Origin of the sequence: Cognatundibacterium luofuense (genome assembly GCF_018139685.1) — a bacterium.
GTDB lineage: Bacteria > Pseudomonadota > Gammaproteobacteria > Burkholderiales > Burkholderiaceae_D > Undibacterium > Undibacterium luofuense.
Map to the genome: position 1 here is coordinate 48,634 of NZ_JAGSPN010000001.1, position 19,044 is coordinate 67,677.

14 protein-coding genes are annotated in these 19,044 nt (G+C 52.0%); 5 read left to right on the forward strand and 9 right to left on the reverse strand.

Going from position 1 to position 19,044, the window contains the following annotated elements:
- Positions 1–54: 54 nt before the first annotated feature.
- Complete coding sequence (locus KDM89_RS00225) at positions 55–375, forward strand: hypothetical protein (RefSeq protein ID WP_212685958.1); 321 nt, start codon at positions 55–57, stop codon at positions 373–375.
- Positions 348–5,105: an NAD-glutamate dehydrogenase gene (locus tag KDM89_RS00230; protein ID WP_212685959.1), complete on the forward strand. Its 4,758-nt coding sequence runs from the start codon at positions 348–350 to the stop codon at positions 5,103–5,105. The genes KDM89_RS00225 and KDM89_RS00230 overlap by 28 nt, the downstream gene beginning before the upstream one ends.
- A 222-nt stretch (positions 5,106–5,327) precedes the next feature.
- Here the strand turns inward: KDM89_RS00230 and KDM89_RS00235 are convergent, their stop codons facing one another.
- Genes KDM89_RS00235 through KDM89_RS00265 form a run of 7 tightly spaced genes read right to left on the reverse strand, consistent with a single transcriptional unit; the run spans position 5,328 to position 12,082 of the window.
- Positions 5,328–6,845, reverse strand: coding sequence for a phytoene desaturase family protein (locus KDM89_RS00235; RefSeq protein ID WP_212685960.1), 1,518 nt, complete (start codon positions 6,843–6,845; stop codon positions 5,328–5,330).
- A gap of 23 nt (positions 6,846–6,868) precedes the next feature.
- The gene (locus tag KDM89_RS00240; RefSeq protein ID WP_212685961.1) at positions 6,869–8,008 is read right to left on the reverse strand and encodes an SDR family oxidoreductase; all 1,140 of its coding nucleotides are present in this window, start codon (positions 8,006–8,008) and stop codon (positions 6,869–6,871) included.
- Between the two features lie 45 nt (positions 8,009–8,053).
- Complete coding sequence (locus tag KDM89_RS00245) at positions 8,054–8,794, reverse strand: SDR family NAD(P)-dependent oxidoreductase (protein ID WP_212685962.1); 741 nt, start codon at positions 8,792–8,794, stop codon at positions 8,054–8,056.
- A gap of 44 nt (positions 8,795–8,838) precedes the next feature.
- Positions 8,839–9,753 carry a hypothetical protein gene (locus tag KDM89_RS00250; RefSeq protein WP_212685963.1) on the reverse strand — a complete coding sequence of 305 codons (915 nt, stop codon included), beginning with the start codon at positions 9,751–9,753 and terminating at the stop codon, positions 8,839–8,841.
- Positions 9,754–9,770: 17 nt separating this feature from the next.
- Entirely contained in the window at positions 9,771–10,016 is a 246-nt protein-coding gene (locus KDM89_RS00255; RefSeq protein ID WP_212685964.1) for an acyl carrier protein, read from the reverse strand.
- Between the two features lie 24 nt (positions 10,017–10,040).
- On the reverse strand, positions 10,041–10,832 hold the full coding sequence (locus KDM89_RS00260; protein WP_212685965.1) for a MaoC/PaaZ C-terminal domain-containing protein: 792 nt from the start codon (positions 10,830–10,832) through the stop codon (positions 10,041–10,043).
- The gene (locus tag KDM89_RS00265) at positions 10,832–12,082 is read right to left on the reverse strand and encodes a beta-ketoacyl-[acyl-carrier-protein] synthase family protein (RefSeq protein WP_212685966.1); all 1,251 of its coding nucleotides are present in this window, start codon (positions 12,080–12,082) and stop codon (positions 10,832–10,834) included. Before KDM89_RS00265 ends, KDM89_RS00260 begins: the two co-directional genes overlap by 1 nt.
- 824 nt (positions 12,083–12,906) lie before the next feature.
- Between KDM89_RS00265 and KDM89_RS00270 the strand changes: the two genes are divergently transcribed.
- Positions 12,907–14,016: a hypothetical protein gene (locus tag KDM89_RS00270; protein ID WP_212685967.1), complete on the forward strand. Its 1,110-nt coding sequence runs from the start codon at positions 12,907–12,909 to the stop codon at positions 14,014–14,016.
- 84 nt (positions 14,017–14,100) lie between these two features.
- Here the strand turns inward: KDM89_RS00270 and KDM89_RS00275 are convergent, their stop codons facing one another.
- Both KDM89_RS00275 and KDM89_RS00280 read right to left on the reverse strand, forming a co-directional pair.
- Positions 14,101–16,266: a hypothetical protein gene (locus KDM89_RS00275; protein WP_212685968.1), complete on the reverse strand. Its 2,166-nt coding sequence runs from the start codon at positions 16,264–16,266 to the stop codon at positions 14,101–14,103.
- A 273-nt stretch (positions 16,267–16,539) separates the two neighbouring features.
- Complete coding sequence (locus KDM89_RS00280; RefSeq protein ID WP_212685969.1) at positions 16,540–17,076, reverse strand: dihydrofolate reductase family protein; 537 nt, start codon at positions 17,074–17,076, stop codon at positions 16,540–16,542.
- A 92-nt stretch (positions 17,077–17,168) separates the two neighbouring features.
- Here KDM89_RS00280 and KDM89_RS00285 point away from each other — a divergent pair, with 92 nt between their 5' ends.
- Together KDM89_RS00285 and KDM89_RS00290 are read left to right on the forward strand one after the other, a co-directional pair.
- The gene (locus tag KDM89_RS00285; RefSeq protein ID WP_212685970.1) at positions 17,169–18,017 is read left to right on the forward strand and encodes an alpha/beta hydrolase family protein; all 849 of its coding nucleotides are present in this window, start codon (positions 17,169–17,171) and stop codon (positions 18,015–18,017) included.
- A 73-nt stretch (positions 18,018–18,090) separates the two neighbouring features.
- A complete protein-coding gene (locus KDM89_RS00290) occupies positions 18,091–19,023 on the forward strand; it encodes an RDD family protein (RefSeq protein ID WP_212685971.1) in 933 nt (310 codons plus the stop codon).
- Positions 19,024–19,044: the final 21 nt, after the last annotated feature.

The following is a 19,044-nucleotide window of genomic DNA, read 5'->3' on the forward strand; positions in this document are numbered from 1 at the left end:
CAGAAACAGTGGCGCTCCGGACAGGTAGTTTTTAGCCGAAATGACGAAATTTGCATGGTGAGTCTGCGCTCGCCTGCCGGTTTTCAATCCCGATATTGCACTGCAAAACAAAAAAGCGGTCAGCGCATGATGCTTGCAGGGTTTCTGTCGGGCAAATACCAGTATCCGACGGTAAATCGCTGTGGCGGCGGTATTTCCGGCTTTGTCGCAGCGCAATCTGCCCGCGTTTTACGCTGCCGGAATGACGTAAAAATCCTGCCGGGATTTGTTGAAAGACGCAGATTAGAGGATACTGTCGACAGTGTTTCTGAGCTTGTTTTTCGTGTCTTCCCAATCAAGGAGAGCGTATGTCCAACTCGCACTTCGCAGAGCTGATCGCTTATGCGCAAGCCCACCCACATCCCGCGGCCGACCGCCAGGGACCTTTCCTCACTGCTTACTTCGAAAATACCGATCCGGATGAAATCGTGGTTCGTGGTCCGGCCACGCTGTATGCCGAGGCCAGCGCGCACTGGCGCCTGCTCGACACAGCACGCGCACCGGGCACACCGCGTATCCGCGTGTACAACCCGACACTGGCTGAAGACGGCTTTGTCAGCGATCACACCATCGTGCAGATCGTGAATGACAATATGCCGTTTCTGGTGGATTCGGTCACGATGGCGATTAACCGCAGTGGCCGTACAGCACACTGGATTGTGCATCCGTTGCTGAGCGTGCAGCGTGATGCTGCCGGTCAGGTCAGCGCGGTATCGACCGTCGCAGCGGCAAAAGCACGCGGCGCGACCGATCCGGTGGAATCGCTGATCATGGTGGAATGCGACCGTATTCTGAATCTGGCCGATCAGCAGGCACTGGCGGATGAATTGCAAACCGTACTGGATGATGTGCGTGCTGCCGTCTCCGACTGGCAAGCGATGATGGATCGCGTGACTGACGTCTGCAATGCCTGCGAACAGTACGGCAGCGGCCCGGAAGTGCAGGAAGGCGTGGCTTTCCTGCGCTGGCTGGAAGACCGCCATTTCACTTTCCTCGGCGCGCGTGATTACGATCTGCAATACGATGGCGACAAAGTGTCGCTGGTCGCCGTGCCGGAATCCGGTCTCGGTATTCTGCGCGGCAAAGCGCAAACCACACAGGCGTATTTACCGGCCGAAGTACTGGCGATTCTGCAATCCGATGAAGTGGTGCTGGTCACCAAAGCGATGACCCGTGCCACGGTGCATCGTCCGTCCTGGCTCGATTATGTATCGGTCAAACGCTATAACGCCGAAGGCAAAGTGATCGGTGAATCGCGCTTCCTCGGTCTGTACACGTCCACCGCTTACTCTGCGCCGGTCAGTGAAATTCCGCGTGTGCGTCAGCGCGTTGCCGCGGTGCTGGAAGCGTCCGGTGTTGTGCCGCAAAGCCATGCAGCGAAAGCCTTGCAGGCGATTCTGGACGATTATCCGCGGGATGAATTGTTCCAGATCGATGCTGCCACGCTGACCGAGCACGCGCTCGGCATACTGCGTTTGCAGGAAAGACAGCGTACCCGTTTATTTGTACGCCGCGATCCGTTCGGCCGCTTTACATCGGCGCAGGTGTTCGTGCCGCGTGACCGTTACAACACTGAGCTGCGCGTCAAAGTCAGCCGTGAACTGATGATGGCGCTGAATGGCCAGTCAGTGGAATTCACACCGATGCTGACCGACAGCCCGCTGGCCCGTATTCATTATCAGATCCGTGCACGTGACCGTGCGCCTCAGCAAATTCCGCTGGCCGCGCTGGAAACCCGCATCGCCCGCCTGTCGCAGCGCTGGGAAGATGAATGCACGTCTGAATTGCTGCGCACCCACGGCGAAGGCAATGGCTTGCTGCTGGCGAACCGCTTTGCACAGGCTTTCCCGACCGCTTACCGTGAAGACTTCTCACCGCAGGTTGGTGCCGAAGACGCCGATATGCTGGCAGGTCTGAATGCGCAGGCACCGATGGTGGTGCGCCTGTACCGCCCGCTGGATGCAGAGCCGGGCATGCTGCGCTTTAAGATTTACAACACCGCCAAAGTCGCATTGTCTGACTCCCTGCCGGTGTTGGAGCACATGGGCGCACGTGTACTGGACGAGCATCCTTATCAGGTCACACAGGAAGATCAGAATTTATGGATTCATGATCTGGGTCTGCAATTGCCGCCGGATACGGATCTGGCTGCGATCAAAACCCGCTTTGAAACCATGTTCAGTCAGGTCTGGCGCGGCGAAGTGGAAAGCGATGATCTGAACAAACTGGTCCTCAGCACCAGTCTGGATGCGCGTTCCATCGTTGTGCTGCGTGCCTGCACCCGTTATTTCAAACAACTGGGCTTTGCTTACAGCCAGTCGTATATTGAAGCGGCGCTCAATAAAAATTCCGTCATCACACAATGCATCGGTGAGTATTTCGGTGCGCGCTTCAAGCCGGATTTTGCAGGTGACCGTCAGGCAGCGCAGCAGCAATTGCGTGAAAAACTGGAAGCCGAACTCGCGCATGTGGAAAGTCTGGACGAAGACCGTATCCTGCGTCAGTTCTTTGCGACAGTGAATGCAACTCTGCGTACTAATCTGTGGCAAACCCAGGCTGATGGCAGCTACAAGCCTTACATGAGCTTCAAAATCAATCCGCGCGAAGTGCCGAACATGCCGGAACCGAAGCCGCTGTTTGAAATTTTTGTGTATTCACCGCGTGTTGAAGGCGTGCATCTGCGCTTCGGCAAAGTGGCGCGCGGTGGCTTGCGCTGGTCGGATCGTCGTGAAGATTTCCGTACCGAAATTCTGGGTCTGGTCAAAGCGCAGCAAGTCAAAAATACCGTCATCGTGCCGGTCGGCTCCAAAGGCGGTTTCGTGCTGAAAAATGCACCACCGGCGACCGACCGCGAAGCGTATCTGGCCGAAGGCGTGGCTTGCTACCGCATTTTCCTGTCCGGCTTGCTGGATCTGACGGATAACATCGTCAAAGGTCAGGTGGTGCCGCCAGCCCGTCTGGTGCGCCATGATCCGGATGATCCTTATCTGGTGGTTGCTGCTGACAAAGGTACGGCGACTTTCTCGGATATCGCCAACAGCGTATCGGCGGATTACGGCTTCTGGCTGGATGATGCATTCGCGTCCGGCGGTTCGGTGGGTTACGACCATAAAAAAATGGGCATTACCGCGCGTGGCGCGTGGGAATCGGTCAAACGCCATTTCCGTTCGATGGGTATCAATACCCAGACCACACCGTTCACCGTGGCCGGTATCGGCGATATGTCCGGTGACGTGTTCGGTAACGGCATGCTGTTATCGGAGCAAATCCGCTTAGTGGCGGCATTTGATCACCGCCATATCTTTATTGATCCGGCACCGGATGTTGCGGTGTCCTTCCGCGAACGTCAGCGCCTGTTCAGTCTGCCGCGCTCCAGCTGGGATGATTACGATAAATCGCTGATTTCCGAAGGCGGCGGCGTGTTCCCGCGTTCTGCCAAGTCTATCCGTCTGAGCCCGCAGGCACAGGCTGCGCTGGGTATCAGCGCAGAAGAACTGACACCGAATGAATTGCTGCGCGCTGTGCTGCTGGCGCCGGTGGATTTGCTGTACAACGGCGGCATCGGTACTTATGTCAAAGCCAGCTTCGAAACCCATGCGCAGGTGGGCGACAAAGCCGGTGATGCCTTCCGCGTCAACGGTGCAGAACTGCGCTGCCGCGTGCTGGCAGAGGGTGGTAACCTCGGTTGCACACAGAATGGCCGTATCGAGTTCGCACAAAAAGGCGGCCGTATTTATACCGACGCGATTGACAATTCCGCCGGTGTGGATTGCTCCGACCATGAAGTGAATATTAAGATTCTGCTCGGTGGTATTGTGGAAGCCGGTGATCTGACGCTGAAACAGCGTAATGATTTGCTGGCTTCGATGACGGATGAAGTGGCAGAGCTGGTGCTGACCGATAACTATTATCAGTCCCAGGCGCTGGATGTGGCCGGTCATCGTCCGCTGTATGTGCTGGATGGTCAGCAGCGTCTGATGCAGGCGCTGGAGAAACAACACCGTCTGAACCGTGCGCTGGAATATCTGCCAAGTGATGAAGAAATCTTCCATCGCAAAGGCCGTCGTCAGGGGCTGACTTCACCAGAAGGTGCGGTAGTACTGGCGTATGCGAAAATGGCTGTGTTTGATGAACTGATCGCTTCCAATCTGCCGGATGATCCTTTCTTTGGCCGCGCGCTGAAAGCCTACTTCCCGCAAGTCTTGTCGGAACGCTTCAGTGATGCGATTTCACGCCATCCGCTGAAACGTGAAATCATCGCGACGTACATCACGAATACCGTGGTCAACCGTGCCGGTGCGACTTTTGTTAACTTTATCGCTTCAGAATCCGGTGCCAGCGCTGCTGATGTGATCCGTGCATTCACACTGGCGCGTGAGATTTTCGATCTGGAACCGCTGTGGGATCAGATTGATGCGCTGGATTACAAAGTCGATGGCCGTCTGCAGCTGGATCTGTTATCCAAACTGATCGCAATTACGCAGCGTGCTTCGCGCTGGATGCTGCGCATCCGTTCACAGACTTCCGATATGCCGACACTGATACAGCGTTATCAGCCGGCAGCACGTGAACTGCGTTCGCAACTGGAAAACTGGCTGCCGGCCAGTGCCGTGGCGACCTGGGCCAGAGAAAGCGATACGCTGGTGCAGGCTGGTGTGGAATCCGGTCTGGCGCTGGATCTGAGTGCGCTGGAATTCATTTTCCCGGCACTGGATCTGGTCGATCTGGCGGCTAATACGCAATCTGATCTGGAAAGCACCGCCCGTGCTTACTTCGGTGTGGATGATGAGCTGGGCCTCAGTGGCTGGCGCAATCAGATCAACCGCCTGCCAACCGATACCCTGTGGCAGACACAGGCACGTGGCAGTGCGCGTGATGACGTGTATTCGATTGCCAGCCAGATCACCCGTGGTCTGCTGTCGCGTCAGGAAGCTATTGCCGACTGGCGCGCACGCAATGAACAGGCGATTTCCCGCCTGAATCAGTTGCTGGCCACCATCACGGCACAGGCACCTGATCTGGCACCGGTCTCGGTTGCTTTGCGTGAACTGCGTCATCTGGCGTAAGCAGTGCTGATGTAAAAAAAGGCCATCCTGCGGGATGGCCTTTTTGCTGGCGGACTCTCATATTTGCTCAGTAGCCGCCAGCGCAGCCTGTAGCGGTGAAAAATGCTTCAAATGCGGTGTTCAGCATAGCGATTCCGCTCTCGTCGGCAGAAAGTCCGGACGTCCGGAAAGCTGTGATGACGATAACTGCACAACTTGTGCATTCGTTGTCGGGTGCTGCCTTTAGCGCCGGAAGTAACGGTCGACCAGCATGCGGGCTGACAACATCGCACCGACGTAACCACCACCGGGGAAAGTCCAGGCACCGACCTGGTATAAGCCTTTCAGCGGATAGCGCATCGGGAAACGTCGCCACACGCCTGCCTGATCCGTCGTTTGCGCAAAGCCATTGATGCTGCCCATGTAGTTGCCGGTATACGTGGTCATGGTTTTCGGTGTTCCTGCTTCCAGTACTTCGATATGGGAACGGATACCCGGAAAACGCTGCTCCAGCTGAGTCAGCAAAGCTTCTGTCATGGCTGTTTTTCTGGCCTGATACTCATTTTTCTGCAGTTGTTGCCAGTGTTTTCCGGATACCAGCGCAATTATGCCGATGGTGGATTTTCCTGCCGGTGCCAGGCCAGGATCAACATTGGTGAATAAATTCAGAAACCAGCCGGTGTCACGAAAATTAATCTGCTCAGGTGCAGAGCACATTTGCTGAAACTGTGAAGAAGACGATAAACCATCGCAAAAAAATACGCTGTACTCATCCGGGCCAATGCCAAACGTACTGAGCGGACAATCCAGACCAATGTAAATCTGAAATGCCGACATGGCGGGTTGCATGTTATCCAGTTTATTCAGAAATGAAGCAGGAAAGGCATCACGCCCGGCTAACTGGACGGTCGCCTGCGGGCTGATGTTGCTGATCACGTGCTGTGTCCGGATGTCGCCGATTTTTTTTGAGGTAAGTCCGGTGACTTGCCCGTTCTGATGATGAATCTGAATCACGCTGCGGGAAGTTTCAATACTGCCGCCGGCAGCACGTACCGATTCTGCCAGCGCGTCCGACAAGCTTTGCGACCCGCCTTTGACCGAATAACCGCCGTGCGCCAGATAATCAAAAAACGGATAAGAAAAGTACGAGTACGCCAGTTGTTCCGGCGGCAGACCATAATAAGGCCATTGTGCTGCCAGAATTTCTTTCAGTTCCGGATGTTGTGTAAAGCGTGAAAAAAACTGATCTACTGTGTCATTGTCGTAGCGCATCAGACGCGGAAAGCGCAATGGCGTACTGAGTACTTTCCACCAGAACGGGTCTGGTGATTGTACGAAGCCGGACAATTGCTGATACATTTTTCCGGCAGCAGAAAACAATTGCCGGATATTCTCTGCTTCCTGCGGATAACGCTCGCACAGGAATTGCTGATAGGCATCAATGCCCTCATGTCTGACGATCAGATCGCCCTGACGGGTTACCAGCCGGTACACAGTTTTCTGTGGCAGAAAAGTGACCTTATCCGCGATACCGCAGTCCTGCAGACAGCGGTAGGACGGTGTGCCGGGTGTCATACCGTTCATGGCATGCAGCGAGACATCAAATGTGAAGCCGCCACGCTGAAAATTGCTGGCGTAGCCGCCGACTTGTTTATAGCGCTCCAGTACCAGCACACGCTTGCCTTGCCGTGAAAGCAGGGCGGCTGTTGCCAGACCGCCGAGTCCGCCTCCGATGATCACGCTGTCATAATCCGGTTTCATGTACTGACTCCGTCAACCGTAATTCAGGCTGCTTTCGGCAGCGGGTAATATTGCTCAACCACATAGTTCACCGCTTGCCGCAAAATCTGCTCCATATCCGGTAAGCGGATGCCGGCTCTTTCCAGTCTGGCATCGGTACATCCGGTACGGAAATCACGGTCCCAGCTCAGATAGGTCTGATAAATGCTGAGCAGTGCCACCAGTCCGGGATGGATATTTCCGGCCTCTGCTCTGGCCTGAAATTCCTGATCAGACACGTATTCGAGCACCGGTGCTGCTGCAGCGCCCGCATGTGAACGGATTTTGCTCAACGCGATTTCAGCGACGATTTCCATCGGCAGACTGCGGGCAGTGCCCGCTGCCAGCAAGTGATTCTTACCCTGAGATTCCGCATCCTGACTGAGCCAGGCGATGGCATCACAGACGTAGTCGATCGGTACCATATCGGTACGTACTTGCGGATTAGCCGGTAAGCACGGAATGATCGCTTTTTTGCTGCAGGCCAGCTTCAGAAATTCCAGAAAACCAAACAGCTTACGGACTTTGCCATCTGCAGAAAGACACAACACCTGGCTGGGGCGGTAAATAGTGACAGGCATACGTTCGCGCGCCTGCGTCACCATGATTTCTGCAGCCAGCTTGGTTTGCTCATACGGATTGGAGAAACTTTGTCCGCAATCCAGTTCATCTTCCAGCACCGCATCATGACGATTACCGCTGACATAGGCAGTTGATGCATAGTGCAGTTCGAAGGTGGGATTCGCTGCCATGCAGCGGTCAGCAAAGGCCAGCGTCGTGCGGGTGCAATCGATATTTCCGGCGATGGATTCTTCCAGACTGGCGCTGAAACGGACATTCGCTGCGAAGTGGAACAGTTTCCAGCAATGCTGACTGACGGCCTGTGCCTGCTCCGGCGTCATGCCGAGATCCGGCTGACTGACGTCGCCTGTTAGCACGTGAATGCGGTGCTGTTGTGACTGCCAGAACGCTGGCATATCGATTGCCTGCGCCAGACGCTGGCGGGCTTCTTCATCGGATTTGCCGCGCACAATAGCCAGCAAATCTGCGTTCGGATAGGTTTGCAGCAAGCGGGAAATAATTGCGGAGCCGAGCGCGCCGGTGGCACCGGTCAGCACCAGTAAGGGGCGGGAAAAATTCATCATAAGCTTCAGGTTTGCTGTTCTCGGAAAGAGTCGCCGTTGGCGGCTTCAGGCAGTCATGCCACCATCAATCACAAAGGTCTGGCCCGTAATATAGCGACCGCCCTGACCCAGTAAAAATACCGCCATACGTGCGATATCTTCAGTACTGCCGAGTTTTTTCAGCGGTACCAGATCACGCAGCTTTTTCAGTTGCTGATCATTCAGACCGGCAGTCATTTCTGTTTCGATAATGCCGGGTGCAATCACATTCACCCTGACATTGAAGCGTCCGAGCTCCACCGCCATCGACTTTGTCATGCCTATCATGGCGGCCTTAGTCGCCGCGTAATTCGACTGACCGGGGTTGCCTTTAATACCGGTCACCGAACTGATATTGATAATGCAGGCATCACCGTTTTCTGCCAGATGCGGCAGCAGTGCATGACTGGTGTGATAGACCGAATCCAGATTGTTGCGTATGACTTCGTGCCAGCGCGTCGCATCCATGACAAACAGACTGGCATCGCGGGTGATGCCGGCATTATTTATCAGTGCATACGGCGATCCGTATTCCGCGCAAAGCGATGCTGCTAAGGCGTTGACTGCTGCATGGTCTGTCATATCGCACTGAAATCCGCGACACCATGTGTCAGCGGTATGGCATTCTGCTGCCAGCGCTTCCGCCGTACTGGCGGATGACAGATAAGTAAATGCGACTGAGTAGCCTTCTTTCACCAGCATTCTGACCAGTCCTGCACCGATGCCGCGCGCGCCGCCTGTCACGAATACCCACTTCGATTGTTCCACTGCATTCTCCGGAAAAAACGGCGGGATGAATCCCGCCGGATTGATTAAGCGATGACTTCGATATTGCCCGGTGCTTCTTCTGAATAACGGGCACGCTGAACGCCGGAAGTTTTCATCAGATAATTCAGATGCATGTCCTGAATATCTTTTTCTGAATACGGATTACGTTCGCCAAACAGGTCAGAGATGACGCGGTACTTTTGCTGAGTGATGCGTTTCAAAGGTTCCAGTCTGTCATTACGTTCAGACAGGAACAGCGGCATCATTTTGTTCACGCCTTCGAAATAAGTTTCATGCACCATGGCGTTGTGATACAGCAGGCCCCGTTCGAGTGCGCCCAGTGCACGTTCCATGTGATATTCATCAGCCTGCAGCAGGTCACGGATCAGTGCCGACCATGCAGCAATATGGCGTGCTTCATCGTTACGGATAAAACCCAGTGCTTCTTTGAGTTGCGGATGATGAACACGGATCGCGACATCGCGATACAGCTCGGTATTAATAATTTCGGAGAATAAATGCGCGAGGATGTAGCTGTATAAATCCCAGTAACGCCGGTCGTCATAACACCACATATATTTTTTGCCGAATTCACGCGGATTCATTTGCGCGATATAGTCAGTTTTACCCGTCGTAACGTAGTGATACAGGCTGCCCAGCGTAAAGCCGTGCCGCAATTCCTCGTAGGAAATAATGCTGACGTAAGAGAAAACCGGCGTCCAGTCTGCCAACCGGTCTTGTGACATGCCGGCTTCTTTTTCTTGCAGCAGTAATTCATATAACTGCGTTGCAGAAGCCAGCCCGGAAAATTCGCCGTCACGCAGGCAATCCAGCAAGCTGATGATTTCGCGGTCGTGTGCATCAAGCTCACTGACCCACGGAAACTGATAGCGGTCAGCCGCCCAGCGGCATTCATCTGACACGCAGCCAAACCGGGCAAGGGTTTCAAGTCCGCTCATTTGAATTCTCCTTTGCCTCAGGCAGTGACCATGCGGTCTTCGATATAGCTGCAGAACTGACCAAGGCTGGTGATCTGACCGGATGTGAAGTCATCAAAATTGATTTGTACGGCAAATTTTTTCTTCACCGCCAGCTGCAGAGAAACATAATCCAGACTGTCCAGCTCCAGTGCTGCCAGTGGCGTATCTTCCTTCATTTCTTCCGGTTCAAAATCCACCAGATCCGCGATTTCATTTTTGAGAAATTCCAGTGTGCTGTTCATGTGATTCCCTTTCAAAAAGTAAAATTACAATTGCCTGAGCATCAGGCCGATACGTTGAATAAAACAAAGTTTTCCATCCAGCCAGACCGGTACTTCTACAGTCAGTACCATGCCATTCCCGGTTTGCATGTAGTCCGTGGTATGAACCGCATATTCAAACGTGTGAAATGTCATATCATTCACAGAGGCTTGTAATGCCCGGCAAAAGAAAGCGCTGTGGGTGGTTTGCATGACGACGATTTTTCCGTCAGCGAGGTCATCGGCGCAGCCCGGACCCAGATGTTGAAAGAAATCTTCGTGAAAAACCTGATTGCCGTGTTCCTGTACATACTGTGCAAACATCAGCGCATCCAGCGCGATCCATGCCTGGCTGCACGCCTGAAACTGGTGCTGACAGCTATTGAGTTTTTGTTTCGCAATATCCGCATCCAGCGGGAATCGCTTACCCTCCGCTGGCCATACAGGTACATCGCAGGGCTGGGTCAGCGCAGACATGTAAACTTCGCCATTCAGATCTTCCAGTCGCGTTCTCGTACGTGCCGATCCCGGTTTCTTTTCGCTGACGATCTGGTAGGGGCGTTGCAAAGGCATTGCCTGACGCAGCATTGCCTGCCACTGCACCCAGTGTTCATTGCCGGCAGGAAGCGGTGATGCCTGTTTCAGTCCCATCATTGCCAGCATGCCGTGAATGACAACATCGTCGTTGCCTGTGACTTTTGTAGCCACTGCCGTATCAAAATGAATGGGATTAAAATCTCCGGAATAATCCGCCCATGCCTGTAAATGGGCCGAACTGAACTGTGTCAGCTGCATCATTACACCTTGGAGAAAATCAGCGCAGAGTTGGCACCGCCAAAGCCGTAATTGATGTTCATCACATGTTCTATACTGGCGGAGTGGCGGTGTTCGTGCGGAATGTAGTCCAGATCGCAGGCAGGATCAGCACGATCAAGATGAATCGTAGCGGGCATCATGCCGGTTTCCAGTGTCCTTATGCTGAAGATAGATTCCATTGCGCCAGCAGCAGCAATCAGGTGGCCGGTATAGGATTTTGTACTGGACGCCGGTATCCGTTTTGCGGCATCGCCCAGTGCCAGCTTCAGGGTATTGGTTTCGTTCAGATCATTCAGTTGCGTTGATGTGCCGTGCGCATTGATGTATTGCAGCCCGTCCGGTTGCAGCCCGGCCTGTTGTAATGCGGCGCGGACACACTGTATGCGAGCCAGCATATCTTCCGCCGGAGAGGTGATGTCACGTGCATCAGAATAACTGCCGTATCCGGTAATTTCAGCCAGAATATTTGCGCCGCGACTCACCGCAGATTCATAGTCTTCCAGACACAGAACAGCAGCACCTTCTGATAAAACAAAGCCGCTGCGGTCTGCACTGAATGGACAGCAGGCTTTGCGTATATCTTCCTGCTCTTTGCTCAGTGCACGTAAGGTGTCAATACTCCATACAGAGAAACCCTGTGTGATACTTTCACCGCCGCCTGCCAGCATCATTCTGGCTTTACCGGAGCGTATTTTTTCAAATGCATCGCCGATCGCAATACTGCCTGTGGCACAGGCGGCTACAGGTGTGTTCTGATAACCGCGCAGATTCCAGTGCATAGAGATAGCTGCGGTGGCAACATTTGGCATTACCAGCAGGTTTGAAAACGGATAGGCCAGTTGTTCGTCGCGATAGGTAGCATTTTCACGGGTTGATTCATCCTGTGCTCCCCATCCGGTTCCGAAAATCACGCCGCATTCAAACGGATCATAGCTTTCGGTTGGTTGTTGCTGGCCAAACGCCATTTGTACGGCTTCGCTTGCTGCAAAGAAACTTAGTCGGGCGAATTCAGGCAGAAACTTCAGTACAGGTTTCGGAATATTTTTAAATTTCGGTTTTTCTTTGATGAATCCGAAGTAGCGCGCACTGATGTTAGGGTTACCGAAATCCTGATAATGGTATCCGGTCTGGTAATTCATGACAGCGCTCCATATATCGGAAACGTTGCTTCCTAGAGCGCAAATTGCGCCATATCCAGTAATAACAACTCTTCTCTGCGTGGAACGGTTCATGCATTCATCTCCATGAGTGTCAGTATTTTCATTTTTTTGACAAAGCAATCCCTCTTTCCTGTCACGGGTACATGCAGGAAGGCGTTAATTAATCGAGGGAAATGTTAAAAGGAAATTTTCCTTTTAATGGAATTAAATTTATTTTGTCAAATTATCTGAAAAATATATGTTAAATAAAAACTTAAAGAAAAATAAGTAAACAAGAATTTATGTTCGCTATAGTAGCTTTCCTCAATTCCTGTATCTCTTGAGGTAACGCAAGAATATGTGGGATGCATTTCATGAGAATGTGGGAAATCGCCGCCCGTCAAACACGCCTGTTTGCGAAGATGTGCCATGTTCACAGGGGTTTTGCTTTGTTTTGCTTAGCGTGATTTGATATTTGCCGTTCGTCGGAAATTTTCAAAGCGTACGAATTGGCAATCACGTTGTTGTTTTTACGGCGTGAACAATCGTAATGACAGGACCGGATAAGAAATAACGGAATTTCGTTCGTGCAAAATGTCGGAAAAATTGAAGGTGACTTTTTTGATCTCTGATCGTTTTCCTGAAAAAACACTTCGGAAAAATATGAAACAGACGTTTGACTCTTTAAACTCAACGGAGACATCATGAAAACCGGGCAATTAAAAGCATTGTGCGGAAGAGAAGATCCGCTGGCAGGATTTTTTTATCAGGGCAGGCGCTGGTTTTCAGACATGAACCATCACATTCTGATTCTGGATCAATGTCCGGATAAGGCAGAATTTATGTCTGCAGCAGAGCATATTCTCCGCGAGCTTGGCGATGAAATTTGTCAACCGGGATTACTGCATGCCAGTGCCTTGCTGAGTATTAATGAGCTGGATACAGAAATTCCAGATCTGAAGTCGCCGGCATTTCGCTCGCACTTGATGAATCAGGCGTTTTCTTGCGATCCGCAAGGAAAATCACCTTTTTTCCGCCTTTTGTTGCTAACAGGGAAACGTGATAACAGAAGCTGTATCTATCTGGGTGTATCACATGCGATTGCGGATATTCAGGCTGCACGTCAAATCTTGCATCGATTGGCAGAGGTTTATCATCAGCGGATGGCGGGAGACTTTTCCGAAATCCGGGCGACGCCGTGGATGCCGCTGAAAATGGTGCTCCCTGACTGGAATCGTCCGGTAGTGCGTCACAAACGGCAATTGCTAACGCATCTGACCATGCCGGGAAAACTTATATTCGCAAAGCGAACCAGGGCAGGATTGCCAGCAGTATCGACACAAGGACTTTATGTAGCGGATGATATCGATTTTCGCCATCGGCCCCTTTCTGCGGATTTGCACAATCACGTGCTCACATATGCGAAGCGGGAAAAGCTTTCTGTAAATGCCGTGTTTTCTGCTGCTCTGGTTATCTGGTTGCGTTCTGTATTACCTGAAGATACTGGCACTCACTTTACGATGGCAGTCAATTTACGCGGAATGCCCTGCTGGCCAGAGAAAAACGGAATACGCAGCGGTATGGTGAATGCAAGCTTAAGTATCCCGTCTGCTTTGTCAGATGCAGAACTATGCAGAGAAATCTCACAGCAAACTGCAGATCTGAAGACTGTACAGGGAATTCAACCCGCCATGGCATTGATGGAAAATGCAGAGGGTCTCATGCGTAGTCCGCTGCCGCCTTCGATTGTCTATAAGCTCATGAACCTTGCCCAGACCAGCAATGTTTTGTACTCAAATCCCGGTCGTACAGATGGTCTCTTGGAATTATTCGGCGAGACTCGTGTACTGAACTGGTGCGAATTTGGCTGTCTGGTACCACCATATAACCTGATGTTTCTGACCCCGCAACTGAATCAGCGTCTTCAACTGGATGTGGTTTTTTCCAGGAAGTGTTTTCCGGATATTGAGCTGATGTTTATTCAACCGTTTTTGCAGGCTTTGTCGGGACTTGTTCTTGCAGATTAGCCGCACTCTGCTCCGCTTGCCGCCTGAAATAAAAATAGCCGGGATAAGTATCCCGGCTATGTCAGATATTGAAGAAGTCAGTGATTATTCTTCCACATCCAGATAGGCGTAGCCGCCGTGTGCACCAAGAGCGCAATCTGCTGCTACCACGCGAATGGTGATCTGATCGCCTGCATACTGGGCTGCCGGTAAATCAACTAATTGCCACGGGATTGAGCGCCATTTATCGTTGCGGTAGGATTTCCAGCCGGAATACGACGGGTCGTTGGAGTAGAAACGTTTTGTGTACAGAACGATGCCTTTGGTTTTATTTTCCACCACGATTTCTACATATGGCTGCTCTGCAGGACTGTGGTTCGGATCTTCCAGTACGGCAGACCAGTAGAAACGCACTGTCGGATTTTTTGTTTTCGGTACAACAGCCGTTTGCGTCAGTGTACTGATATGGAAGTTATTATCTTCATTATTAACACGGGCAGCGTATTTGCCGAACAGCGGAACCGGCAAGTCGGTAGCGATCGGGTCATAGCTGATACCGCTGACTACAACACTTTTATCTGAGGGATTGATCTCAGTTGCATCAGACCAGGTGCGGCGGGTCGATGTCCAGGCATTAAAATTGCCGGTTTCAAAACCCATGTTCTGGAAGAAGAACTGATTTGCCACCTTGATTTTGAACTGACGGAATGCGTGAAAACCACCAGCCCAGTTCTTTTTGTTTTCTGATACCAGAATCATCACATCAGTACCGGCCAGATTCGGCAGTTTGGTCAGCGTATAGCGGAAGCGGTTGCTGGTCTGATCGAGATCTGCAGCGGCAACCCATGTACCATTGATATAAATATGTGCGTAACGCTGAGCAGTCGGATTTTGTGCTGAAGACGGACGCGGAACTGTGCCTTCAATCACCACATTGTTTTCATCGATGACTTCCATCGTATTCGGATTTGTCAGCGTTGCCACCGGTGTGCTGATGCTGATTTTCGGATAGAAACTGCTGTTGAATCCGTTCTGCGCTGCCTGATACACGGAGTTCAGGAAATTACCGGAGTAGGCGCTGTTGAAGGATGCAAATGCGAAGATATCAAAGCCCTGATTTTTCGATGTCTGACCAAAACCATCGGTCCAGTTCCACGGAACAGTCACGACTTCACCCGGAAAGTTATTGTCGTAATACAGGAATTGCTGCTTATCGCCATCATAGGCATACACGGTCACGGCGTGGCCTTGCGAGAATCCGCCGGTCAGTCCGGCAACGCCCATCGCAAAAATCTGTGCCTGACGTGTCAGTCTGAATTGCTGGATCACACTCAGCGCGGTACGACGGTCAGCCAGCTGGCGCGTCAGTTTGGCAGCACTGACATCGTTGAGCGCCTGAATATGGGCTTTCTGATTTCCTGCCTGATAGACACGGCCTACCACTTCACGTGCAACCTGATCATCTTCTTCCTGATTCAGATTACCTTCTTTCCATAATGCGCTGAGACCAGTCGCGGAAGGAACTTTCTTTGCATTCTGATACCAGGCAGAGAATGCTGCCATACCGAAGCAGCTACCGCCCGGAGAATCGTAGGAGCCAAAATTGTGAATAAAGAAGCTGTCGGTTGCAGGATCGAATCCGGAAATTGCTGTGGTCAGTGACTTGTAATCCGGTGCAGTATTACCTTTCAGCAGATCGATAAACATCACCACATATTTGGATGCATGAGCGGTAATAAAGGTCAGCGTTCCTTTATCGCGGTCTATGCTGCGCACAGCAACCGGGCTGTAAGTTTTCAGGGTTTCATCCCAATAGATTACGACAGGAACCTGATCTGCCGGAACATCTTTGACACTGAAAGGTACGGTGATTGCGACGCTCTTACCGAAATCAGTGCTGTCATCCCGGTTCAGTACAAACACTTTACTGACTTGCTTTGCACCGGATTTAACAGCTTCATCCGGCAATGGTGCTGGCAGGTTTTCTTCAAAGGTCAGGGTGATTTTTTCAGCATTGACCAGCGTTTCAGCCCCGATTTCAACCTGTGCACCGAAAATAGGGCTGCTCGGATCGGTAATGCGGATAATGCCGCCGCCTTCCGGAATCAGATTCTGATTGTTGTTCTGTCCACTCTGGTTATTTCCAGATGAGGAATCTGTGTTATCGCTATTGCTGCCGCCGCTACAGGCGGTCAGCGTGGTGAACAGGATGATACTGGCCCAGCGCAGTACCACACGGTGCTTCCCTTGCAGGGATACGCGTATAGACATCGTCACTCCTTTCAGTATTTAGACTATGCAGAAAGCAGCAATGCTAAATGGCTAAAATTAGTAAAACGACACATATTACGTTTTGACACACAGTTGTTTTTTGGAAATTCAAAACCATGTTTGTAAATACATTGTTACAAAATGAGATGATTAAGAAGGATATTTTCCAAAAAAATGATGTTGATATTCGGATGCGGAGAAAGTTTTCCGGAAGTTGATGCTTGTGTTTAGCCAATAGATACTAATCTGGTGCAGATTCAGAAAATTCAGTTTTTACAAAGACTGTTCGTAACAAAGTTGGATCAAGCCATCATCGAAAGCCTGACTGCTTTGCAGTTGCCAGTACTGATCTTCGGTCAGCTCGCCGAACAGTCGGATACCTTTACCCAGCAACACCGGAGCCAGCGTCAGTGTCATCCGTGAAATCAGGCTTTCACTGAGTAAGGCCTGTATTGCTTCCTGTCCCTCGACGGCAATATTACGGAATCCGGATGTACTGATTTGTTGTAATGCGCTGATTGCATTGCCTTGTATCAGGCGGATAGCAGATGGCAATTTCCCCGCCGCGATTGCGGGCAGTTGCTCCTCCGTATAAACGAAGCAGGTATCAGGAACAGGTATGCCAGCTGACAATAAAGATTTCATATCTGCATAGCTGATCAGCATCGCGTCTGTGGACGACAGATATTGCCGGTAGCCGTAGTCATGACTTGCGCTCGCCACACTGGCCAGCCAGTCTTGCGATCCGTCTTCACGCGTCAGAAATCCGTCCAGACTGATTGCGGAGAACATACTGCAGATGGTGTGCATAAAGGAAGTCATACAAGCAGAAACAAGGTGTTACTTTAGCATGCAGATCGCATGGCACACTGTGCTGAATGATGCAATTCAGGAGAGATGATATGCGGAAGAAATTCATGATGCGTTGTTGTGTTTTACCGTTGCTTTATATGACCACAGCATTGCCTGCGATGGCGGCTGAGTCGCTGAAACTACTGCGTGCGGATCGTCAGCAGATTCCGGCAATGGCATACATTCCCGAAGCCGCCTGCAAGGGGGTTGCCGTGATTTCCCACGGTGCCGGTGGATCGGAAAAAGGGTATGCCTATCTCGCAGATGCCTTATCCCGACAAGGCTGGCTGACTGTGGTGCCGGCACATAAGGAAAGCGGTACGCGTGTACTGGGGCGTTCTTTGCTGCGCAATAAACCGAACGAGGCACTGACGCAGATGGTGACAGACAGTGCAGCTTACCGCACGCGGCTGGAAGAGATCGGTCTGGCAAAAGACTGGGCGCGTCAGCGTTGTCCGCAGGGCGAAGCTGTCTTACTCGGACACTCTATGGGTGCGGCGACCACCATGATAGAAGCCGGTGCTGAAAATCTAGTGGGAGTGCGTGGTGAACGCCGTTTCGACCGTTATGTTGCAATGTCACCACAGGGATCGGGGCTGATTTTCCCTGCACATGCCTGGTCAGCTATACGTCAGCCTGTGCTGATGATGACGGGTACACGCGATGCCGAACTGGGCGGGCAGTCGTGGCAAAGCCGTACCGAAGCTTTTGCAGAAATGCCGCCCGGTTGTAAATGGCTGGGGGTGATTGATGAAGCGACACATAGTCATTTTGGCGGACGCAGCCTCAGTTCCGCGATGGAGCAACTGATCACGGGAACCGTTTTTGCATTCCTGAACGGAGGTCAGCGCTGTGTCTTGCCCGCACCACAGCCCGGCTTACAACTGCAACAGCGGTAGGAAAAAGTTTGCCATTTTTATATGGTGGGAGTAAGGTGCATTCCAGTTTGTTTTGTCAGTACTCACTCTCATCATGGCTACCGCTCCTGCCTTCCCGATTCCCGCTGTCTGGCTGCGCCTTCCGGCGTTTGCAGTGGATCTGCTTCTGCTGTATTTGCTGGGCTGGTTGCTGTGCAGAATACCCGGAGTAGCGTTTGATCAACTGGGTGCACTGGCGCGTGTCGCAGGTTTTACGGCGGCCTGCCTGTATTTTGCATTGACGGAAGCGCTGACAGGTTGTTCACCCGGTCAGCGTTTGTTCGGTTTGCGCTGTGTTTCTGCCGACGGGAGTCCCTTACGTACCGGACAGTCTTTTTTACGGGCATGCTTATTCGGCTTGCCGTGGTTTTGTTCCGGTTTTCAGTTACCTTTACCGGGCGATGCATTCGCTGCGCGTCTGATGCAGGGGCTGACACTGGCTGGTCTGGGGGCAAATGTCTATTTATGGCTGCTGAATCGCCCTGCACATCGCGGATATCATGAAATTCTGAGCAATACGGTGGTGGTCCGGCGGGTCGCGGATACGCCCTGTCTCACATTGCCTGCGTTTTCAGGCCGGCATATGAAAGTACTGGCGGGCTGGTTACTGTTATCGGGTGCAGCACCGTTTTTGTTGCGCTGGGACAGCTCAGAATTGCCGGAGACCAGCGTCAGCCGCGCACAGCAAGTGATGCTGGATTTTTCTCAGGTCCGTTATGCCGGCATCAGTGAAGGCACTGGTGTGCGTCCTTCGCGTCAGACGGATCGTCTGACCCTCAAAGTGATTCTGAAAGAAAACCGGGTACTCAGCAGCGGTTTGGCATTGAAACTGGCAAAAGCCGTGGTCGCCCGTGTTCCGGAAATGGCTTACCGTGATCTGGTGGAAGTCGAGCTGATTTACGGTACCGATCTTGGTATTTACAGCCGGTACGACCGTGAGCTGTATTACTTCGACGCACACCTGCTTTTGCAGACTCCTGCACAGTAAATCGCCAACGCCCGCGAAGAC